General features: G+C 34.8%; 20 protein-coding genes. 13 read left to right on the top strand and 7 right to left on the bottom strand.

Annotated features, from left to right (window positions below; translation table 11 throughout):
* Positions 1 to 88 precede the first annotated feature (88 nt).
* From OH814_RS16500 to OH814_RS16490, 3 genes are all read right to left on the bottom strand, one after another.
* A complete protein-coding gene (locus OH814_RS16500; protein WP_308828913.1) occupies positions 89 to 973 on the bottom strand; it encodes a hypothetical protein in 885 nt (294 codons plus the stop codon).
* Between the two features lie 79 nt (positions 974 to 1,052).
* Entirely contained in the window at positions 1,053 to 1,568 is a 516-nt protein-coding gene (locus OH814_RS16495) for a hypothetical protein (protein ID WP_308828912.1), read from the bottom strand.
* Between the two features lie 554 nt (positions 1,569 to 2,122).
* Positions 2,123 to 2,950, bottom strand: coding sequence for an ion transporter (locus OH814_RS16490; RefSeq protein WP_076563129.1), 828 nt, complete (start codon positions 2,948 to 2,950; stop codon positions 2,123 to 2,125).
* Positions 2,951 to 3,007: 57 nt separating this feature from the next.
* Between OH814_RS16490 and OH814_RS16485 the strand changes: the two genes are divergently transcribed.
* A complete protein-coding gene (locus OH814_RS16485; RefSeq protein WP_308828911.1) occupies positions 3,008 to 4,105 on the top strand; it encodes a Nif3-like dinuclear metal center hexameric protein in 1,098 nt (365 codons plus the stop codon).
* A 2-nt stretch (positions 4,106 to 4,107) separates the two neighbouring features.
* Entirely contained in the window at positions 4,108 to 4,884 is a 777-nt protein-coding gene (locus OH814_RS16480; protein ID WP_076563133.1) for a zinc ribbon domain-containing protein, read from the top strand.
* Positions 4,885 to 5,239: 355 nt separating this feature from the next.
* On the opposite strand, the gene OH814_RS16475 is transcribed toward OH814_RS16480, so the two are convergent.
* Positions 5,240 to 7,018, bottom strand: coding sequence for a long-chain fatty acid--CoA ligase (locus OH814_RS16475; RefSeq protein WP_308828910.1), 1,779 nt, complete (start codon positions 7,016 to 7,018; stop codon positions 5,240 to 5,242).
* 241 nt (positions 7,019 to 7,259) lie between these two features.
* Here OH814_RS16475 and OH814_RS16470 point away from each other — a divergent pair, with 241 nt between their 5' ends.
* On the top strand, positions 7,260 to 8,399 hold the full coding sequence (locus OH814_RS16470; protein WP_115619687.1) for an acyl-CoA dehydrogenase: 1,140 nt from the start codon (positions 7,260 to 7,262) through the stop codon (positions 8,397 to 8,399).
* A gap of 24 nt (positions 8,400 to 8,423) precedes the next feature.
* On the top strand, positions 8,424 to 8,789 hold the full coding sequence (locus OH814_RS16465) for a hypothetical protein (RefSeq protein ID WP_115619686.1): 366 nt from the start codon (positions 8,424 to 8,426) through the stop codon (positions 8,787 to 8,789).
* Positions 8,790 to 8,935: 146 nt separating this feature from the next.
* On the opposite strand, the gene OH814_RS16460 is transcribed toward OH814_RS16465, so the two are convergent.
* A complete protein-coding gene (locus OH814_RS16460) occupies positions 8,936 to 9,844 on the bottom strand; it encodes a DUF4349 domain-containing protein (RefSeq protein WP_308828909.1) in 909 nt (302 codons plus the stop codon).
* Positions 9,845 to 10,123: 279 nt separating this feature from the next.
* On the opposite strand from OH814_RS16460, the gene OH814_RS16455 reads away from it, so the two are divergent.
* Positions 10,124 to 12,442, top strand: a complete 2,319-nt coding sequence (locus tag OH814_RS16455) for a reprolysin-like metallopeptidase (protein ID WP_308828908.1) — start codon at positions 10,124 to 10,126, stop codon at positions 12,440 to 12,442.
* A gap of 84 nt (positions 12,443 to 12,526) precedes the next feature.
* Here the strand turns inward: OH814_RS16455 and OH814_RS16450 are convergent, their stop codons facing one another.
* A complete protein-coding gene (locus OH814_RS16450) occupies positions 12,527 to 14,122 on the bottom strand; it encodes a peptide chain release factor 3 (RefSeq protein WP_123885590.1) in 1,596 nt (531 codons plus the stop codon).
* 304 nt (positions 14,123 to 14,426) lie between these two features.
* On the opposite strand from OH814_RS16450, the gene OH814_RS16445 reads away from it, so the two are divergent.
* Positions 14,427 to 16,778: a choice-of-anchor L domain-containing protein gene (locus OH814_RS16445; protein ID WP_308828907.1), complete on the top strand. Its 2,352-nt coding sequence runs from the start codon at positions 14,427 to 14,429 to the stop codon at positions 16,776 to 16,778.
* A 54-nt stretch (positions 16,779 to 16,832) separates the two neighbouring features.
* On the opposite strand, the gene rsmA is transcribed toward OH814_RS16445, so the two are convergent.
* On the bottom strand, positions 16,833 to 17,603 hold the full coding sequence (rsmA, locus tag OH814_RS16440) for a 16S rRNA (adenine(1518)-N(6)/adenine(1519)-N(6))-dimethyltransferase RsmA (protein WP_201134923.1): 771 nt from the start codon (positions 17,601 to 17,603) through the stop codon (positions 16,833 to 16,835).
* Positions 17,604 to 17,694: 91 nt separating this feature from the next.
* Here rsmA and OH814_RS16435 point away from each other — a divergent pair, with 91 nt between their 5' ends.
* The 7 genes from OH814_RS16435 (at position 17,695) to OH814_RS16405 (ending at position 23,004) form a co-directional block, all read left to right on the top strand.
* Positions 17,695 to 18,591 (top strand): ABC transporter permease, encoded by an 897-nt coding sequence (locus OH814_RS16435; protein WP_076562248.1) that lies wholly within the window; start codon positions 17,695 to 17,697, stop codon positions 18,589 to 18,591.
* 2 nt (positions 18,592 to 18,593) lie between these two features.
* Positions 18,594 to 18,890: a DUF3098 domain-containing protein gene (locus tag OH814_RS16430; RefSeq protein WP_076562247.1), complete on the top strand. Its 297-nt coding sequence runs from the start codon at positions 18,594 to 18,596 to the stop codon at positions 18,888 to 18,890.
* A gap of 98 nt (positions 18,891 to 18,988) precedes the next feature.
* On the top strand, positions 18,989 to 19,807 hold the full coding sequence (locus OH814_RS16425; protein ID WP_308828906.1) for an undecaprenyl-diphosphate phosphatase: 819 nt from the start codon (positions 18,989 to 18,991) through the stop codon (positions 19,805 to 19,807).
* A gap of 180 nt (positions 19,808 to 19,987) precedes the next feature.
* Entirely contained in the window at positions 19,988 to 20,686 is a 699-nt protein-coding gene (gene truB / locus OH814_RS16420) for a tRNA pseudouridine(55) synthase TruB (RefSeq protein WP_279197127.1), read from the top strand.
* Positions 20,683 to 21,276, top strand: a complete 594-nt coding sequence (locus OH814_RS16415; RefSeq protein ID WP_308828905.1) for a hypothetical protein — start codon at positions 20,683 to 20,685, stop codon at positions 21,274 to 21,276. The genes truB and OH814_RS16415 overlap by 4 nt, the downstream gene beginning before the upstream one ends.
* Positions 21,276 to 21,995, top strand: a complete 720-nt coding sequence (rluF, locus tag OH814_RS16410; RefSeq protein ID WP_115619678.1) for a 23S rRNA pseudouridine(2604) synthase RluF — start codon at positions 21,276 to 21,278, stop codon at positions 21,993 to 21,995. The genes OH814_RS16415 and rluF overlap by 1 nt, the downstream gene beginning before the upstream one ends.
* A 199-nt stretch (positions 21,996 to 22,194) precedes the next feature.
* The gene (locus tag OH814_RS16405; RefSeq protein ID WP_308828904.1) at positions 22,195 to 23,004 is read left to right on the top strand and encodes a hypothetical protein; all 810 of its coding nucleotides are present in this window, start codon (positions 22,195 to 22,197) and stop codon (positions 23,002 to 23,004) included.
* Positions 23,005 to 23,014: the final 10 nt, after the last annotated feature.

Below are 23,014 nucleotides of genomic sequence, written 5' to 3'. Positions count from 1 at the left end.
TTTTTTTAGTTGCAAGTCATGCTTAATACTAATAAAAAAGACTTCCCGTTGTCGGAAAGCCTGATTTTATTTGGTAAATATATGTTGATTAATACTCCCTGGTAATGATCATTTTTCGGTTAACAGAGCTCATTGTGCTAGCGCCGCAACCATTACAAAGTACTCCAAAAGGCTGTATGGTTTGTCCTTTTTTCATCGGTACTGTTACAATTGCAGTAGCACCTGATGTCTGAAGTGAGCTAATTGCGAGAATAGTCATCGTATAATATTGCTCGCTTATTGATCCTGCTGGTGTTACTCCTCCATCATTATAATTTTTATTGATGTAGATTACTCTGTGTGCCGATACGTTTGTTCCAGGTAATCTACCAGTCTCTTGTATTTCTATTCTGTAGATACCAGATGCGGGGCATGTCCATAGACCGGTACCAAGTACAATGTCTCCAGCATAGGTATTTAAATCATTAGATGTAAAGCCTAATGGTTCTGCAATTCCTTGTGTGTACGGTATAGAAGATGATGAAGAAACCGAAAGAATATACGCTAAATTGGCGCGAGTAATAGACACCAATCTGTAAGTAATTCCAGAGGTAGCATTAAGAGAAGTTTTTACAAGCAATGCCGATTGAAAAGGTAAAAGAGTGATGGTGCTTTTATCATCAATAAGTTCTCCTGCGCTGGTATTAATGGTTAAATTAAAACTATCAGTTTTATTAGTGACATAATATAGTCTTCCCGTCTTGTCAATTGTAGCAGATGACGTTGGTAATGTAAAGGTTCCATCTGCGGTTCCTGACCAATTTATGTAATAATCTGTATCTAATAAGGTGTAGGTATTTGCTGATATACTTGTGTATTCTCCCGCAATAGAACCTTTAACTTGTACTGTAGAACCCGGTAAGGCAGTGTTTACCCCTACAGTCTTGTCTTGCGCAACATATTGCGCATTGGTGAATGCTATACCGCATACCAATCCTAAAATCAATAATATGTTTTTCATTTTTTTTAATAAAAAGTTTTTAAATAAAGTTTTTTGATGAATGATAAAATTATCATTGTGGAGGCGGCCTGGCTAAAGTTATTTTATCAAAAAAAGAAATTGTATTATTTTCTTTATATTTTGTAAGATTTGAACGCTCATCATCAGTAAAGCAGTAATGTAAATCTATGCTGTGCAAAAGAGCGATCCATTGACTAGATTGTGTAGTAGGTGTGATGGCTTCCTGGCTTTTCCATCTTCTATAGACGAAGTAATTTGAAGTATTATTACGGTAAAACTGATCGGGTGGATTTACAGCCTTTAATTTTACTTGTTTAATTATTTTAGCGTTAATGACTGACTTTGGTTTTAACTTTCTGTTTTTTGAAACGTTATTTTTGCTAACCACAACGGGTGTGTCTAATTTTACAACGTGAATCTCATGGATGTTGGTAATGATGGTACTGTCAGAAATATAAAGTTGAGCCGGAAAGACGAGACTACAAAAAATGATGACCAAATAAATTAATTTACCTCGTAAGAACAATAAAGTATTAACAATAGTGTGCTTTTGAATTATTCTCCTCATAGAGGAAATTTTTATAAATGTTACAGTATTTAAATATATGAATAAAATACAATAGATAATTCTTTTTGATAAATATTTTTCATTAAAATAAATTATTTATTGTTAAATGTTTTGTTTTCATTTGAATTTATTTTATTTATGTAAAATTTATTTATCGTTTTTTTTGATTTTTTTAACTAAAATCATAATACTGTTTATAAGCATAAATTCTTTTTTACAAAAGCAGAATTTAGATTACAATTAAAGTTTCCATATCAAAAATCCGTTCATTTTTTTGATATAAAACTTGATCCAAATAAAAAAGACTTCCCGTTTTCGGAAAGTCTAATTTTTTATTTTTTGTGAAATTTATTTATCTGGTGTTACCGGTTTTATGTCTCCCGTATTCATAAGATCAAAAACTGTTGGAAAAAACATAACAAGAATAAAATAAATAATAATCATCAATACAACTAAAGCAAATAGAATAAGTACTAAACTATTAGGCTTGTTTTTCTTTTGTGGCTCCATGATTTTGTCGATTTTGGTTAATAGATAAAATTTGTATAAATCTATTAAGCCAATTTCTTGCCACACTGTTTACAATACCTTGCATCATCGTCAATATCTTCATTTCCGCACCGTTCACAGATCAGCTCAAGATTCTGTCTCTTGTTCCTCATTTCTGCCGTTACGATTCCTGTAGGAACAGCAATAATCGAATAACCCGCAAGCATTAAGATAACTGCAAAAAATTTACCCATCGGAGTAATTGGCGAAACATCACCATATCCCACTGTTGTTACCGTTACCACGGCCCAATAAATAGATTGAGGTATCGTTTCAAAACCAGGTCTTCCGCCTTCTACCATAAACATCAACGAACCCACGATGACCGAGAAAATAATTAAAAATAAAAGAAAAATGTAGATTTTTCGTGAACTGTTCCTTAAAGCACGTACAATCACAGAACCGTCATTCATAAAATCTAACAGATTGAAAACCCTGAAGACACGCAGCATTCTTAGCATTCTGAAGATGAGAAAATACTTGGTGACAGGAAAAAAGAAACTCAGGTAAAAAGGAACCAGCGAAAGAAAATCAATAATACCAAAAAAGCTGAAGATATAATGCTTTTTATTTTTCAAAACAGCAATTCTAGCCCAATATTCTACAGTGAAAAATACAGAAATCACCCATTCGGAAATAATGAAATAGACATGGAATTTTTTATCAAGCTTAGGCACACTTTCCATCATGATAATGAAAGTGCTTACCAAAATAAGAGATAAAAGTGCAATATCAAAAAACTTCCCGAGTTTTGTATCTGCTCGGTAAATGACACGGTACAAAAATCTTTTCCAAAGTTTATCTCCGGGAACAAGATTATGCTCTCTTTCCATATGAGCTTTTTATTTTAACTAAATATAACTAATTTCGTAACAAACTTACAGAATAAAATGACAATAAAAGAAGTAATTTCTATTATAGAAAAGCAAATTGCGATGCCTCAGGCAGAAGATTTTGATAATGTGGGGCTTTTGTGCGGTCTTCCGAGCCGTAATGTAAGTGGAATTTTGGTTTGTCACGATGCTTTAGAGAATGTTGTTGATGAAGCTATTGCCAGGAACTGTAATCTTGTGGTGTGTTTTCATCCCATTATTTTTTCGGGTTTAAAATCTCTTACCGGTAAAAATTATGTTGAAAGAGCTGTTTTAAAAGCGATTGAAAACAAAATTGCTATTTACGCTATTCATACGGCTTTTGATAATGATTATTTTGGAGTAAATGCCGGAATCTGTAATGCTTTAGGTTTGAAAAATTTAAAAATCCTTCAGCCTAAAAAAAATAATTTAAAGCAACTAAATGTTTATGTTCCGAATGATTATTCTGAACAGTTGAAAGAAGCTCTTTTTTCTGCTGGAGCAGGAAATATTGGTTTCTACGATGAATGTAGTTTTAAAACAGAAGGAAACGGAACCTTCAGACCAATTGAAGGTTCAAACCCATTTTCAGGACAGCAGAATGTGAGAGAAAATGCAGATGAAAATATGATATCTGTAATTTTTGAGGCGTATAAGCAAAGCAGCATCATTGCGGCAATGAAGGAAGTACATCCTTATGAAGAAGTGGCGCATCAGATTTATTCTTTAGACAATGAAAACCAGTATTCAGGATTAGGAATGTATGGTGAATTTGATCAGGAAATGGATGAAAAAGATTTTCTGAGCTTTATTAAAGATAAATTTAATGTTGAGGTTATCAAACATTCAGATTTTACAGATAAAAAAATCAAAAGAGTAGGGGTTTTGGGTGGCTCCGGAGCAAGCGGAATAAAGGCTGCACTTGCCAATAAATGTGATGCCTATATTACAGGCGATCTCAAATATCATGATTATTTTCTGGCAGAATCTAAAATATTACTTTGTGATGTAGGACATTATGAATCAGAACAATGGGTTGCTCAACAATTATTTGAAATTTTATCACAAAAAATTAGTACATTTGCAATCTTAAAATCTAGTGAAAAAACAAACCCAGTAAATTATTTCCTTTAGATATGGCAAATTTAACAGATATTTCAGTTGAAGAAAAATTAAGAGCTTTATATGATTTACAGATCATAGATTCAAGATTAGACGAGATCCGTAACACAAGAGGAGAATTGCCAATCGAAGTTGAAGATCTTGAAATCGAAATTGAGGGTCTTGAGACAAGAGCCGAAAAATTTCATGCAGATATTAAAGAGCAGAATGATCAGATCAATACCAAAAATGAGGTGATCAACCATGCAAAAGCACTTATTGAAAAATACAAGTCTCAGCAAGATAATGTAAGAAACAATAAGGAGTTTGAAGCTTTAGGAAAGGAGATGGAATATCAGGAACTTGAAATTCAGCTTTCTGAAAAAAGAATCAAAGAATTTGGCGCTAAAATCGGTCATAAAGAAGAAACTTTAAACGAGCTGATTACAAAAATCAACGATCTAAAGAATCACCTTAAATTCAAAAAAGAAGAGTTGGAAGGTCTTGTATCTGAAACTCAGAAAGAAGAAGAATATCTTCTTGAAAAGTCTAAAGAATTCGCTGCTAAAATCGACGAAAGATTGCTGGCTTCTTACCACAGAATCAGATCGAGCTCTTCTACAGGTTTAGCAGTTGTAGGTTTAGAAAGAGGCGCTCCGAAAGGATCATTCTTTACAATTCCTCCGCAAAAGCAAATGGAAATTGCTCAGAGAAAGAAAATCATTATTGATGAGCATTCAGGAAAAATTCTTGTAGATGACGAATTGGTAATGGAAGAAACTGAAAAAATGAAATCAGTAATTAAATTCTAATTACTCATTTTATTAAAAATACAAAGCTGTCTCAAATTTTGAGACAGCTTTTTTTATGTGCTTTTTTTGACTGTAATTAATTTAAACACAAATAACCCGAATTTTGTCGTATCAATAGGAGCAGTTAATAATTTTAATCAAAGAAAAGGATTTAGCCAAAATATAATGTACATTCATTTTGTCATTCCGTAGGAATCTCGGCAAGCTTATATAATGCTAAGTTTCGATTCCACGCTACACTTTGTTTCGTTCTGAATAACAAACACACCGTTTTAGTTTGTGTCATGTATGTAAGATTAGTTCAATTAGTGTTTAAATAAAAAACAAAAAAACCGCCAATAGAAGCGGTTATATTTTATTCATGATGCTCATACATCTTATTATAAAGATCAATAAACTTTTCTTTAATTGCTTTACGTTTAAGCTTTAAAGTAGGCGTTAAAAGCCCTGCTTCAATTCCCCAGACTTCTGGTGTAAGCTCAATTTTCTTGATTTTTTCCCAGTTTCCTAAATGTTCGTTGATGTCATCAATCTCTTTTTCTATTCTGGATTTCAAGTCAGCACTTTTAGCAATCTCCTGTGGCGTAGTACCGATGTTTAAATTATTTCTCATTGCCCAGTTTTTAGCAAATTCAAAATCGGGTTGTACCAATGCGGTTGGCATCTTTTCACCGTCGCCAACCACCATAATCTGCTCAATAAATTTCGAAGCTTTAGCTAAATTTTCAATCGTTTGTGGAGCGATATATTTCCCCCCGGAAGTTTTAAACATTTCCTTTTTACGATCGGTTATCTGTAAGAAACCTTCACTGTCGATGTGACCGATGTCTCCGGTTTTGAAAAATCCGTCCTCGGTAAACGTTTCTTTGGTCTGTTCATCATTTTTAAAATAGCTTTTAAAAACAGAAGGTCCTTTTACGGTAATTTCTCCGTCTTCCTGAATTTTTACCGTTAAATTATCCAACGGATGTCCAACGGTTCCCACTTTCATTTTTCCGAACGAGTTTACCGAAATAACCGGTGAAGTTTCAGTAAGCCCATAACCTTCCAGAATAGGAATTCCTGCGTTTTGGAACATTAAATTTAATCGGGTAGATAAAGCTGCCGATCCTGAAACTAAAGTAATAATCTCGCCTCCCAAACCTTCTCTCCATTTTTTGAAAACCAGTTTGTCGGCAATAATTTCCTTCAATCCTGAAGGTTTTGATACTTCTTTCTTTTTTTGGATTAATTGTAAAGCCCAGAAGAATATTTTTTGTTTTAGACCGCCTGCATTAGATCCGGTATTATAAATTTTGTCATACACTTTTTCTACCAAACGAGGCACTACGCTCATGTAATGCGGTTTTACTTCTTTTACATTTTCGCCCATTTTTTCGATGCTTTCGGCAAAATAGATCGAAAAACCATTATATTGAAAAAGATAAAACAGCATTCTCTCAAAAATATGGCAGATCGGTAAAAAGCTTAAAACTCTGGTGTCTTTATAATCAAGACTTTTCTTTTTTGGAATTCTCGGAAGTGAACCTAAAACGTTTGAAACAATATTTTCATGCGTCAACATTACCCCTTTTGGCTTTCCTGTTGTTCCGGAAGTATAGATTAAAGTAGCAAGATCTTGTGTATTGATTGCTTTGGAAAGGTCTTCCACTTCTATTTGTGTAGAATCATCTTCACCCAAATCTAAAATTTCTTTCCAGTTGGCAGCTCCGCTCACATTATCAAAGGTAAAAACCCCTTGCAGGCTTGCTACATTATGTTTGATCTTCATTACTTTGGCAAGCAAGTCTTTGTCAGATACAAAACAGTATTTGATTTCGGCATTATTAAAGATAAATTCATAGTCTTCCGGTGAAATACTGGGATAAACCGGTACAGAAACTACACCGATCTGCGAGAGACCAAGATCCATCACTGCCCATTCTGTACGGGAGTTGGTAGTGATTAATGCGATTTTATCACCAGGTTTAATACCAAGTTTCAAAAGACCTCGCGAAATCTTATTTCCCTGATTTATAAATTCCTGCGTAGATGTTTTTTTCCATTCACCATGGTATTTGGTAACAAACATATCGCTTTTAGGAAGATGGTCTAGAGCGTAGTGAGGTATATCGAATAATCTTTTGATTGACATAATTTTTCAAATAATTGTTAGGATTTTAAATATAAGAATTTTTTTTAACTCTGAAAATTAGTTCGTATTGTTTAGAATTTAATAAAATGTATGCCATAATATTTTTAATAATTCAAATTAAAATAATATATTCTGAATAATTACAAATGTGCCCGAAACCTTGATTAACTCCTAATTTATCATTCTATTTTCAGATTTGCTTAAAAAGTGTAAATTAGCCACCATATAATAGAAAATTTTTATGGACTTTAATTTATCGGAAGAGCAGCTGATGATTCAGCAGGCAGCAAGAGATTTTGCACAGAACGAACTATTACCTGAAGTGATTGAAAGAGACCGTGAGCAGAAATTTCCAACCGAACAAGTGAAGAAAATGGGCGAAATGGGTCTTTTAGGTATGATGGTAGACCCAAAATACGGCGGCGCAGGAATGGATAGTGTTTCTTACGTTTTGGCAATGGAAGAAATTGCAAAAATTGATGCTTCTGCAGCTGTGGTAATGTCTGTAAACAATTCTTTGGTGTGTGCCGGCCTTGAAAAATTTGCTTCTGAAGAGCAAAAAGTAAAATATCTTACCCCTTTGGCGAGCGGACAGGTAATCGGAGCTTTTGCTTTATCTGAGCCTGAAGCAGGTTCTGATGCAACTTCTCAGAAAACTACTGCTGAGGATAAAGGTGATTACTATCTTCTAAACGGAATCAAGAACTGGATCACAAATGGGGGTACTGCATCTTACTATATTGTAATTGCACAAACTGATCCTGAGAAAAAACATAAAGGAATCAACGCATTTATCGTTGAAAGAGGTTGGGAAGGTTTCGAGATCGGAACTAAAGAAGACAAATTGGGCATCAGAGGAAGTGATACACATTCTTTGATTTTCAACAACGTGAAAATACCAAAAGAAAACAGAATCGGTGAAGACGGTTTCGGATTCAATTTTGCAATGGCTGTTTTGAATGGTGGTAGAATTGGTATTGCTTCACAGGCTTTAGGTATCGCTTCAGGAGCTTACGAACTGGCTTTAAAATATGCTAAGACAAGAAAAGCTTTCAAAACTGAAATTATCAATCATCAGGCAATTGCTTTCAAATTGGCAGATATGGCAACTCAGATTTCGGCTGCAAGAATGCTTTGCTTTAAGGCTGCTTGTGAAAAAGATGCCGGAAAAGATATTTCTGAAAGTGGAGCAATGGCAAAATTATACGCTTCTCAGGTTGCGATGGATACAACGATCGAGGCGGTACAAATTCACGGTGGATACGGATACGTAAAAGAATATCACGTAGAAAGAATGATGCGTGATGCAAAAATCACTCAGATCTACGAAGGAACTTCTGAAATCCAAAAAATTGTGATTTCTAGAAGTATCGCAAAATAATTTAAAAACATCAAACACTATCTTATGAAAAAATCTTTGTGGATTACTTTGGGAGTAGTTTTGCTTCTGGTGGGAGTTTTTGTCTGGTACAAGTTTTTCTTCGTTTTCGGAGAAGGTGTGAAATCAGGATATCTCAATTATGCCATCAAAAAAGGGTATGTTTTCAAAACGTACGAAGGCAAATTGATTCAGGAAGGTTTTGGAAAAGGTAAAACAGGAACCATTACAAGCTATGAGTTTGAATTTTCTGTATCTGATCCCGAAGTCTTCAAACAACTGGAGCTTAATAGCGGTAAAACCTTTGATCTTCATTATAAAGAATACAACGGATCGTTACCTTGGCGAGGAAACACAAGATATGTTGTAGATAAGATAGTAAATATGAAATAATGGAAAAGGCTCTCAGTTGAGAGCCTTTTCTTTTACACCAAATCACAATTTTTATATAATTATGATATGATAAATTTAAAAGGAAAAACTTAAACTTTATCAATTCTTTTCTTAAAATTTACTTAAATTTTGATTTTCATCTGTTTTTATTGGTTTTCAGATGGTCTTTTGCTTCTTTTTTTGTAGAAATAGTAGCCAATTCCGGCAATTACAAAAAGTGGCCAAAGCGGAAGAATAAACAGAAAAATAGAAGTGATTACATTCCATCCGGAAGATACGGCGGCAAGAGATTTTCCGCCAAATGTTTCAGGTTTGTTTTTTGCAAGAGCGGTTTCTGAAGTTCCGTACAGGGTAATTTCCATATCGCAAAGCGTGTTGTTTACGAAATCTTGTCCGCTCACATCGATTCCTTTATTTTCTACATTTCCGATATTAAAACTCAAATCATCCATCAGATAATCAAATTTCTGAATCGGAACCTTTACTTTCAGATAAGCAATTTTGGTATCGTTATTATTGAGAGATATATTTTCACTTTTTACAAATCCGTCATATTTTTTCACCAATTCTTTTACAGTTTCTTTAGCTGTTTCTGCATCGTTTACATTAAGCTCCAAAACTCCTGTTTTCTGCATTTTGTTTAAAGAAACAGTTTCTACTTGTTTAGGCTTGTCTTTATAAATGATTTTCGTTTCTTTGATCACTTTCGGAGCCGGAACATTCACCACTATTTTATGAAGAGAATCTTTCTTTTCAGATTTTGATTCCAGTTTCATACTGCTTATTTTGTCGGATAAAGAATCAACGCTTTTTGAGGTAGCTTCCATCTTTTGAACTGCTTCGCTTTTTGTTTCTTCGAAATCTTTAATTTTAATACTGGCAGAATCGAATACGGCTTCTGCTTCATTATTAATAGAATTGATTTTCTCACCAACATTCGCAGCAGTACTATCTGCTGTGCTGATTGCATTTTCCAGCTGAGGCTGTGTTGCTTCTCCTTTTTTACACATTACAAATACGCTTGATACCGCAACTATTACAATGAACTTTTTCATAAGATTATTTTTTTGTTGAAGTAAAAATAGGAATGAATTTTTTGTAAAGATTGTAAATGGAATGTATGGTTTTCGTAAACTATTATGCAATTGAAAATCAATAAATTGTAAATCGTTTTTAATTATTTTACAAATATTTTACTTAAATGTTAAAAATGTTAAAAAAAATCAATCATTGGGAATGTAATAATAATTATCTTTGCTTTTTGAGACTTTCACAAATTATTCTTTGAAATGTAACTTATACCTTTTTAAATATTTAAAAAAATAAAAAAATATATGAAAAAACATCTACTTGTGATGGGAGTATTTCTTATTTCCAATATGTTTTTAGCACAAACAAGCCGATTTTGGAAGGAAGTGTCTCAAAAAAACAATTCGGAAATATTCGAAAATAAAACCAACATTCTTCACCCGAGAATCTATAGTCTTGATTTTGATAAATTAAAAAATGCTTTGTCTAAAGCACCTAAAAGATTTGCTGTTAAGGGAAAATCAGACATTGTCATATCTTTTCCAAATTCTAATGGGATACTCGAAAATTTTAAGGTAAGAGAAAACTCAAACTTTGATCCTGAATTAGCTGCAAAATATCCTGACATTAAATCTTATGTGGGGGTTGGGCTTGAAGATGCCAGTTCTACTGTTTACTTCAGTATTTCACCATTGGGATTATCTTCAATGGAAATATATGGCAATAAATCAGCTGTTTTTATAGAACCTTATACAAAAGATCTTTCAACGTATGTTGTCTATAAAAAATCAGACAAAAAAGAAAGTCTAGATAAATTTGAGTGTACTGTACTTGATGTTGCCCAAAAAGGAATTGATAACTCAAGCATTACGGCAAGACCAAACGCTGATGATGGGAAATTGAGAACTTTCAGACTGGCTTTATCTTGTACTGGTGAATATACAACCTATTTTGGTGGAACAGTAGCGGGAGCGTTAGCAGCAATGAATAATACGATGACTCGTGTAAATGGAGTTTTTGAAAAAGACTTTGCAGCAAGAATGGTTATCATTGCTAATAATAATGCTGTTATTTATACTAATGCAACTACAGACCCTTATTCTCCTTCTGCTCAAATGAATAACTGGAATGCTCAATTACAAAATACTTTAACAGCGACTATTGGTGAAGCAAATTATGATATAGGCCACTTGTTTGGAGCTACCGGAGGTGGTGGTAATGCTGGTTGTATTGGTTGTGTTTGTACAAATGGTACAAAGGGAAGTGGATATACTTCTCCGGCAAATGGTATTCCATCGGGTGATAGTTTCGATATTGATTATGTTGCGCACGAAATGGGACATCAGTTTGGCGGGAACCATACCTTTTCAATGAGTCTAGAAGGTACTGGCGTAAACATGGAACCTGGCTCAGGGTCTACAATTATGGGATATGCTGGTATTACAGATCAAAATGTAGCAATGCATTCAGATCCCTTTTTTCATGCTGTAAGTATTCAGCAGATTACAAATAATATTAAAACAAAAACTTGCCCCGTAACCACAAATACCGGAAATACAATTCCTACAGCTGATGCGGGATTAGATTATACTATTCCTAAAGGAACACCGTTTATGCTTACAGGAACAGGTACTGATACGGATGGAGATGCTTTAACTTACATCTGGGAACAAATGGATAATGCTGTTACCGGGCAAACAGGAGCGAATTCTGCAGCAACTGCAACGAAAGCATCGGGTCCTACTTTCAGATCATATACTCCACAAACAGTTCCGATCAGATATTTTCCATCATTAGAGAGAACACTTGTAGGAGCAACTACATCTTCAAGTCCTGCCGGTACGGCTTCACCTATTGTTGTAGAAGCTTTATCTAATGTTGCAAGAACATATAATTTTAGATTTACCACTCGCGACAACAGAGCAGGGGGTTCCGGAAATAACTCTGATGATATGGTAGTAACAGTAAATGCTGCTGCTGGACCGTTTACAGTAACTTCACAAAATACAGCAGGAGTTGTTTGGGACGAAGGTCAATCATATACAATTACTTGGAACGTTGCCGGCACTACTGCAGCCCCTGTAAGTGCATCAAACGTTACAATTCTTTTATCAAAAGATGGCGGGCTTACCTGGCCTACAGTTTTGGTAGCTAGTGCACCAAATAATGGTATCTATAATTATACAGTTCCTGGCGGGCTTGGGATTATTAATAACAACGCCAGAATTATGGTAAAAGGATTAAATAATATCTTTTTTAATGTCAATTTACAGAACTTTACCATTAATTCTTCTGCTGTTATAATACCACCTGATCCAGAAACTCCAGGAACTCCTCCTTCTCCTATTTATCAGGGATTGATGATTTATCCTATTCCTGCAAACGATGGTAATGTTTATATTAAATTAGATTTACCTAGACTAAGACCTCTTGCTCCGTATTCATTTACGTATACAGTTTACGCAATGGATGGAAAGCTTGTTATTCCTAAAAGAAATCGACTTTTCTTTGGCGACCATCTTGAGAAAGTTGATTTAACAAATGTGCCTAGCGGTGCTTATATGATTGAAGTCGAATTGGAAGGTGAAAAAATTGTAAAGAAGCTACTTATGCTGAATAAATAGAATGATCATCTTAGAAATAATAAAACCGTTAAGCAATACACTTAACGGTTTTTATTTTTTATAAAACTGACTTAAATCAATTTATTAAGCGTTCTGAAATTCACTGATAAAATGCAGCTTCACATTCGGAAACTTTTCCTGTGTCATGTGAATGGTGAACGATGAATCTGCCAGGAAAACCAATTGATTATACTTATCTCTTGCCAAAAATCTCTGCTTCAATCTTGCAAATTCTTTGAACTCATCAGACTTTTCATCAGCTTCCACCCAACATGCTTTGTGCATAGAAAGGGGTTCATAAGTACATTTAGCACCATATTCGTGCTCCAGACGATACTGAATTACTTCGTACTGAAGTGCACCCACGGTTCCAATGATTTTTCTGTTGTTCATTTCAAGTGTAAACAGCTGCGCAACACCTTCATCCATCAATTGATCGATACCTTTTGCCAATTGTTTTGCTTTCAAAGGATCGTTATTGTTGATATATCTGAAATGTTCAGGAGAGAAGCTAGGAATACCTTTAAAGCTTAATTTTTCACCTCCGGTTAAGGTATCTCCAATTCTGAAACTTCCCGTATCGTGAAGACCAACGATATCTCCCGGGAAACTTTCGTCAACTACTTCTTTTTTATCTGCGAAGAATGCATTCGGAGAAGAGAATTTCATTTTCTTACCTTCTCTTACCAATAGATAATTTTCGTTTCTTTTGAAAACTCCCGAAACAATTTTAACGAAAGCTAATCTGTCTCTATGTTTAGGATCCATATTGGCGTGGATTTTAAATACAAATCCTGTGAAAGTACTTTCTTCGGGTTTTACCAAACGAGTATCGCTTTCTTTTGGTTGCGGCATTGGTGCAATGTCGATAAAAGCATCCAATAATTCGCGAACTCCAAAATTATTTAAAGCAGAACCAAAGAAAACGGGCTGCAAATCTCCTTTCATATAATCTTCACGATTAAACTCAGGGTAAACAGATTGTATCAAATCGAGCTCTTCTCTTAAGTTTTTTGCTGCTTTCTCACCGATAACTTCATCAATTTTAGAATCATTAATGTCATCAAACTTAATCGCATCACCTACTTTCTGTTTTTTCTCTTCTAAAAATAACTGAATGTTGTTTTCCCAGATATTGTAAATTCCCTGAAAATCTGCACCCATACCAATAGGTAACGAAAGCGGACAAACCGTTAATCCCAATTTCTGCTCAACTTCATCCAGCAAATCGAAAGCATCTTTACCTTCACGGTCAAGCTTATTGATGAAGACCAACATTGGGATGTTTCTCATTCTGCAGACTTTTACAAGCTTTTCGGTTTGCTCTTCGACCCCTTTTGCAACGTCAATTACCACAATTACAGAATCTACGGCAGTTAAAGTTCTATAAGTATCTTCTGCAAAATCTTTGTGACCCGGCGTATCTAAAATGTTGATCTTATGATTTCTGTACTCAAAAGCCAATACAGAAGTTGCCACCGAGATCCCTCTTTGGCGCTCAATTTCCATGAAATCGGAAGTAGCTCCTTTCTTTATTTTATTCGATTTTACCGCACCTGCTTCCTGAATAGCACCTCCGAAAAGCAGTAGTTTTTCGGTAAGAGTGGTTTTTCCGGCATCGGGGTGAGAGATAATTCCGAAGGTTTTTCTTTTTTCTATTTCTTTGATTAAGTCTGACATATCGTATTTTGAATTTGCAAAAATCGTGAATTTAATCGAATTCTGAAAATCACATTTTATGATTGTTTAAAATTGGTTTTCAGATGGATGCTGAGTTTCGTAAATAGTTAATTTTTGATGCTGTTTCTAATAGTAAAAATCTGTTCTGTTATTAAGAATTCTGATTGATGAATTTTATTTTAAACCAAATCTCATATAAATGTGAGTAATTTTAATATTGTTAAAATTTTAAATTCAGGTAAAAAATTGCAGGTAAATGTGTGATAAACGCAAAAAACTATTAAATTTGTTGAAAAATATTATTATGAAGAGATATATACTTCTGTTTTCTTTATTTCTATTTGCGACCAATACTTTTTATGCACAAAAAATTCAATCGAGAAAACCTATTAAGGAAATTAATTCAAATTCAAAAAAAGCAGGAGACTATATCGATGTAAATGTTGCTCCTTATCCCGAAAGCAATTATACTCCTACGCAACTCGTTACCGATGTTTTGGTAGGAACTTCGGGTTCTTGCGGAACCCCAAATATTTCTAACGTTACAGTGAGTCCCAATCAACCCGTTACCAATGACGACAGATTTTGGGGTTATTTTAATAAATCAACTTCAACTTTTCCTTTTGAAGAAGGAATTGTCTTGACGACAGGATTCGCAAGAAAAGCAGGTAATGTACTTGAAGATTTCACTTTAAGTGATGGTAATGGTGGAGGAAGTGATCCTGATCTTATTGCAGCGATTGGGGTGACTACACAAATTAATAATGCGGCTATTTTAGAATTTGACTTCGTGCCGACAAGTTCTCAGATGAAGTTCAGATATATTTTTGCATCTGAAGAATACGAAGGTAACTTTCCCTGTCCTCCAACACAGTATGATGATGCATTCGCTTTATTACTGAAACCTAATACACCAGGTTCTACTTATACAAATTTAGCAGTTTTACCTGCTGGCGCAGGACCTGTTTCTGTTCCAAATATTCTTCCTGGAAGTTTTGCTTGTGGACCTATCAATGATCAGTATTTTGGATCATTATCGCCAAATGCAACAAATTATAATGGTACTACAGCGCCTCTTACTGCTGAAGCAACAGTGATTCCGGGACAATCTTACCACATCAAGATGGTCGTAGCTGATGCGAGAGACAGTAGCTACGGTTCTGCTGTTTTTTTAGAAGCAGGTTCATTTGATATCGGTGTAAATTTATTGGATCCGGCAGGAGCTCAATTACCGGCAGAAATTAATGTTTGTGATAATGAGCCACAAGTAATTACGGCATCAACCGATGGTCCAAATTTAATTTATAAATGGTTTTTAAATGGAACAGTAATACCTGGTGCTACTACAAATACGATTACAGCAGTACAGCCGGGAACTTATAAAATTGAAGTAAGTGTTCCGGGAAATCCTTGTCCCGGAAGTGCATCAATTGTAATTCATGGCGGAACTACTCCCGAAGCACACAATGGAACTTATTTATTATGTACGACACCCGATGTAACTTCATTTAATTTAAATGGAACGAAAGCTTCAATCAGTACTGATTGGCAAACAGCAACGTTTCATTTTTATGAAAACCAGGCAGATGCATTAGCTCAAAACAACAATTTTATAGCAGACATTTACAACTACAACGGTACAGACGGCCAGATTTTACATGTTGTAGTTTCAAACGGTGGTTTTTGTAGTAAACTTGTAGAGCTTACTCTGCAAAGAGAAGAAACACCTGTTGCAAACCTTGCTGCATCGCAGTTTAGAATTTGTGCCGGTGAATCAATCACTCTTACAGCTTCAGGAGGAGTAACATATCTTTGGAGTAATTTTGGAGGTAGTGGAGATACGCAAACAGTTACACTGTATCAATCTACTGACTTTACAGTATATGCAATCGGAACAAAAGGCTGTAAATCTCTTCAGCCTGCAAAAATAAGAATAGAAGTTATTCCAGCGATTACATCTCCATTATTAGATGTTGAAATGTGTGTAGGAGACACTATTGTTTTAGATGCCGGAGCCGGAGATAACTACACATACTTATGGAATACAGGTGAAACTACTCAGACAATAGTCGCTGATGAGTTGGGTATATACAGCGTGGTCATCAATAACGGAGTTTGCCAGGAAGAGTTTAAAGTGAAAGTACAGGCTGCTGCTTTGCCGTATGTCACGAATCTTGATTATTCAAATAATACTTTAACGGTGACTGCTTACACTCCATCCATCAACAATATTCCTCAAACACTTGAGTATTCTGTTGATAATGGTGTTCTTTGGCAGGATTCTAATGTTTTCCCGGGTCTTTTAAATAATACAAATTACACGGTAAGAGTTAGAATAAAAGGTACAAGCTGTAATGGTTCTTTAGAATTCTTTACACTTCATATCAATAATGTAATTACACCGAATCAGGATGGCGTAAATGATGTTTTAGACCTTACTTCGTTAGCAACTTTCAAAAACTTCAATGGTTCTATCTATGACAGATACGGTGTTGAAATGTTTAAGTTCTCCAAAGAAACACCAATCTGGAACGGAACTGTAGGCGGAAAAAGATTGCCGACTGCGACGTATTGGTACAAATTCAATTTTGAATACAATAAATCTAAAACTCAGATGAACCAATCGGGTTGGATTATGTTGAAAAACAGAGAGTAATTCTCAATATTAAACAATAAAAAATGCCTTTCAGATCTGAAAGGCATTTTTTGTTTATTGATTTTCTTTCCAAAGTGTGGTGAAAGAAATAAAATCTGCTACACTGAGCTCTTCGGCTCTTTTATCTAAGAATTCATGAGTTTTCAATGCTTCAGGAATATTCAGAACTTTCAGTGAATTAGATAATTTTTTTCTTCGCTGATTAAATCCTGCTTTTACGATCTGCTTAAACAGGATTTCGTTTCCGGCAAGACCTTCTTTAGGGTTTCTGGTCAGTCTTATAACTCCCGATTTTACTTTCGGAGGCGGGTTAAAAACATTTTCATGTACCGTAAACAGATATTTTACGTCATAATAGGCCTGAATTAAAACAGACAGTATTCCGTAATCTTTTGTTCGTGGTACGGCGGCAGTTCTTTCAGCAACTTCCTTCTGAAACATACCTACCATTTCAGGGATCTGCTCGTAATAATCAATGATTTTAAATAAAATTTGTGAAGAAATATTATAGGGGAAATTTCCGATAATAGCGATTTGCTCATTGTTGAGACCTGCAAAATCATGCTTTAGAAAGTCACCTACAAAGGTTTCCTCCGTAATTTTTTCGTAATGCTTTTTCAGATATTCGATAGATTCTGTATCGATCTCGGCAAGATATATTTTTTGCTCTTTTTCGATCAGGTATTTGGTGAGAACACCCATTCCGGGGCCTACTTCGAGTACGTTTCCGTAGTTTTCAAAGCTTAATCCTTCTACAATTTTTTTGGCGATATTTTCGTCGGTCAAGAAATGTTGACCGAGATGTTTTTTTGCTTTTACACTCAAAGTTTTTTATGATTTTGTTAACAATGATTTTCTCTAATTCGTCCCAAATTTCGGAAGATTTTTTCTAATTTAGCCAAAAATTTTAATATTAATGGCTAAATCTGTAGATGAGTTTAATAAGAAAAGGCTTCGATCCAGCAATATTACTGTCGTAGTAAGTATCGCTTTAGTGCTGTTTTTGTTGGGATTAATGGGGCTTATTTTAATCAATGCTCAAAAATATTCCGATTATTTGAAAGAGCAGCTTGTTGTAAATGCTTATTTTGATGAAAACTACGATGCTAAAGATTCTGCTAAAATAGCAAAACAAGAATCGGATGCTGTACAGCAGATACAAAAAATGGAATCTGTAAAGCGTACCACTTATATATCAAAAAAAATGGCTTCCAGTGAAGCTAAAAAAAGCTTAGGAATCAATAGTGAAGCATTATTCGAAGAAGATATTTTTCCTGCTTCTGTTGAGATTGCCTTAAAGCCTCAGTATACAGATTCTACCAAAATAGGTGCTGTTTTAACGCAGATAAAAGCCGTTCCCGGGATTGTCGATGTGAAGAACGATTCAGATTCGCAGAAGATATACGATAATTTGAATAAAATTTTAAAATGGATTTTGGCATTTTGTGTATTGTTCCTGGTTTTAGCAATTGTATTGATTAACAATTCAATTCGTCTGAAGGTTTTTTCAAAAAGATTTATTATCAAAACCATGCAGTTGGTGGGTGCTAAAAGACGATTTATTTTGAAGCCTTTTATCATAGAAGCTGTTGTTTTAGGAGCTATCGGTTCGTTTATCGGTCTTTTGGCGCTATTCGGAGTTTGGTATTATTTTACAACAGCGATCAAAACACCGTTCGTACAAGATACGAATCAGTATATTTGGCTGGTGGTTTCTATATTTGGTGTTGGTTTATTCATCACCGTACTAAGTACAATTATTGCAACATGGAGGTTCTTAAGATCGAATGTTGACGATTTATATTATTCTTAAAAATGAGCAAAAAAACAAATAAATTTTCGGCATCAGATTTTGGTAACGAAACAAAAGTTTCCGACGAAAATACGTTTTACTTCGGTAAGCAGAATTTCAAATGGATGCTGATTGGTCTTGCGTGTATTGTAGTTGGTTTTCTTCTGATGATGGGTCCCGACGCCAATACAGTAAACGGAAAACTTGATCCGAATGTCTGGAACGACGACATTTTTTCGATCAGAAGAATCAGAATTGCTCCGCTTCTTGTGGTAACTGGTTTTGTGATTGAGGTCTACGCAATTTTAAAGAGGAAATAAAAATTTTTACAAATAAAGAGTAAGGCATAAAAGATTTGAATATTAATTTGAATCTTTTACTGTTTTTAATCTTTTAATATATTTTGAATTAAACAAAAATGGATTTAATCAAAGCAATAATCATTGCCATCATAGAAGGTCTTACAGAATATTTACCAATTTCATCAACTGCTCACATGGGCTTTACCGCCAGTTTGATGGGCTTAGAAGAAACAGAATTCTTAAAAATGTTTCAGGTTTCCATACAGTTTGGGGCTATTTTATCGGTAGTCGTAGCATATTGGAAAAAGTTTTTTGACTTCAAAAACCTTAAGTTTTATTATAAATTGGGTTTTGCGGTGATTCCGGCTTTGGTTTTAGGATATATTTTTGACGATATGATCGAGGCTGTTCTGGGAAATCAGATTGCCATTTCCTCGGTTTTGGTTTTAGGAGGAGTCGTTTTGTTGTTTGCCGATAAATGGTTTAAAAATCCTGTTATTAACGACGAAAAAGATATCTCCATAAAAAAAGCAGTGACTATTGGTTTCTGGCAGTGTCTTGCGATGATGCCCGGAACGAGTAGAAGTGCAGCTTCAATTATCGGTGGGATGACGCAGGGTTTATCACGAAAAGCAGCGGCAGAGTTTTCTTTCTTTTTAGCGGTGCCTACAATGTTAGCGGTGACTGTTTATTCAGTTTTTGTAAAAACTTGGGGTAAAGAAACCGCCAATCCTATGAAAGGATATGAGATGATTCTGGAATCTCAGGATCATATCACTATTTTTATTGTGGGTAATATCGTAGCATTTATTGTTGCATTGATCGCCATCAAAGCATTTATCGGAGTTTTAAACAAATATGGCTTCAAACCTTGGGGTTGGTACCGTATTTTTGTTGGAATTGCTTTGTTGATTTATTTTTATTTCTTTAAATAAATTAATAAGATTTTGGGCAGCTATTTCCGTCTTCCACTCCCGCTTTTTTGCCTCCGCTTCGCTGCGGCAAAAAGAGCTCCGTTCAAGCCGGGCTGCAAAGTGGCCTCTCACAGAAATATTTGCCATTAAACAAAAATTCAGTTACCAAAACTCTAAAACTCTAAAACTCTCCAACCCATAATGACTGCCGAGCAATTACAATCAGGACACATATTTTTATTAGACAAACCTTTGGATTGGACTTCTTTTCAGGCGGTCAATAAAATGAAATATAAACTCAAACGAGAATTTGATCTTCCGAAAAAGTTTAAAATCGGTCATGCCGGAACTTTAGATCCACGAGCAACAGGATTATTAATCGTTTGTTGTGGCAAATTCACCAAAAAAATATCGGAAATTCAGGATGCTCCAAAAGAATATTGGACAGAAATAAAAATAGGCGTACAAACCGAATCCTACGACACTGAAAAACCCGAAATTCTTCATCAGGATATTTCAAATGTTACTGAAGAGGATGTAAAAATAGCTTTAGAAAAGTTTTTAGGCGAAATAGATCAGAAACCACCCATTTTTTCAGCGATCAGAATTGACGGAGCAAGAGCTTACAATTTGGCCAGAGCAGGAGAGGAGGTTGAAATGAAATCCAGAAAAACAACCATTCATTATATAAAAGATGTTGAGATCAATTTTCCTTTGGTGAGTTTTACGGTGGGTTGTTCAAAAGGAACCTACATCAGAAGTTTGGCGCACGATATTGGTCAGGAATTAGGTGTTGGTGCGTATCTTACCCAATTGAGAAGAACAAAAATAGGCGATTACAAAATAGAAGATGCGACCAGCGACTTTTTAGAAAACGAATACAGATTTGAAAATTTATGATTAAAAATTTACTAGTTATTCTTGTTTTACTGTCGTCAATAGCAGTGTCTTCGCAAGTTGAAGATTCAAAGAAGCCGAAGATGAATTTTTATTTTAATCCGACTTTAAATGTAGGATATAATGTGAAAAATCAAAGCAAGAGAAACCAAAATGCCGATTCTCAATATTATCATAATTATGTTTCACCTTATCTTCCCAATGATTTTACATATGGAATTTCTGCAGTGGGAGGATATAATTTTCTTCCTAACTTTGCAATAGGTACCGGTTTGAAATACAGCTACATTGATCCGAATTTTCATCTGATATATTGGTTGATTCAGCCAAAATTTATTTTTAATCCAGGTGATGAAGCATTTTTTATTGATGTTACTTACGGGAAACAGATCAACAGCTCTGTAATTTCCAATTCTGAGTTTTGGGGTTTAAAGTTAGGACTTCAGGTAGCGTATTCAAAAAGACTGAGTCAGGAAGGCGGGCTTGTTTTTGAGACATTGCAGGCATCAAGATCAAATACCTTATTTATAGGTTTAAGTTATGGAATCACAATTTTCAGGAACAAAAATTACACAGTAGAAGGAATAGAATAATGGAAAAAACACGTATAAACAAATATCTTTCAGAAGTTGGTTATTGCTCAAGAAGAGCCGCAGATAAGCTTTTGGAAGAAGGAAGAATAAAAATAAACGGTCAGGTTCCAGAAATGGGAACAAAAGTTTCTGATGAAGACGTTGTAGAAGTTGACGGAAAACCAATACGCGAATCTCAGGAAAAGCCAGTTTATATTGCTTTCAACAAGCCTGTAGGAATCGTTTGTACTACCGATACCAAACGTGAAAGAGACAATATTATAGAATTTATTAATCATCCGCAGAGAATTTTCCCGATCGGAAGATTAGACAAGCCGAGCGAGGGTTTGATTTTATTGACAAATGATGGTGATATTGTCAACAAAATATTGCGATCAAAAAACAATAATGAAAAAGAATATCTGGTAAGAGTCGATAAACCTATCAACCCAAAATTTTTGGAGAAAATGCGAAACGGTGTTCCGATTTTAGATACAGTCACTAAGAAATGTGAAGTGGAAAAAATTAATGATATGACCTTTCGTATTGTTTTAACGCAGGGACTCAACCGTCAGATCAGAAGGATGTGTGAATTTCTGGGCTATGAAGTGAAAAAACTGAAGCGTATAAGAATCATGAATATCAAGCTCGATATTCCTTTAGGTAAATGGAGAGATCTCACGCCTGAAGAGTTTTCTACTCTGAATAATCTCTTGGAAGACTCCAGCAAAACGTATTGATGATATTCAGAATTATCTATTGAAATCCAACGGATTATTGAATTTCTCGATGAAGTGAAAATAAATTGGTATTTTTTGAATTAGATCGTATTAAATTATATAGATTTGCAGTGTTAGTATTTACAGAATCTTAAAAGTAGTTTACTTAGAGGTTCTGTAGATAATAATAAAAACACAACTTTAATTTTAATACACAATGATGAAAAAAATACTTCTAGCCGAGGCAGTGGTTTTCTATCTGCTTTTTTTTCAGAGCACAAGTGCTCAAGTAGGGATAGGTACTGAGATTATTGAAAAGGATCTCCTTCTAAAAACTTATTCTTCTAACAAAGGAGTCCTAATTCCTAATCTTAGAATTCCCAATCTCAATCTCGCTTCACCCGTGACTACGACTCCAAGTCTAGGATTATTAGCTTATAATAAGGCTCCCGGAAAAAAAGGATTCAACTTTTGGGAGGTTAATAAATGGAATGAGCTTGTTGATTCTCAAAATATCTATTCGCTGCTTGGCTTGTCGGTTTCTTACAGTACATCAAGCTCATCAGCCGTTGATCTGAGTACGCTCTCCGGAGCATTGATGTATGCTGAAAACTCTTTACCAGGCTCAGTTTGGACTGAAGTGCCCGGTCTTTCCAAAAATATTAACATTACCCAGACTAATAATACCGTTTTTGTGCTCACAGAAGGTATGGTTCAGGCTAACAATACCAATGTGAGTACCGTAAACACTTACACGTATGCTGTTGGTATTTTTGTAGATGGCAAACTTGCGGGTGTGAGAAATTACTCTTCCAATTACGGGCGAACATTTCAATATGATTTCTTCTCGATCAATTCTGTGTTCAAGAATCTTAGTTTGGGTAACCATACAATAAAAACGTACGTTACAATGAGGGTGAATAATTATTCTAACGCTACCATCTGGAAGTTTGGCGGTGCAGCCTCGTCTTCTGTAAATGCCGATATGTCTAAGATAAACATGTTTATCACATTAACCGAAAAATCTTAAAACACAAATC

Source organism: Chryseobacterium sp. CFS15, assembly GCF_031118795.1.
In the GTDB taxonomy this organism is placed as follows: Bacteria; Bacteroidota; Bacteroidia; order Flavobacteriales; family Weeksellaceae; genus Chryseobacterium; species Chryseobacterium indoltheticum.
Note: the sequence above shows the minus strand (reverse complement) of the source record. Positions and strands in the feature narration are given on the sequence as shown.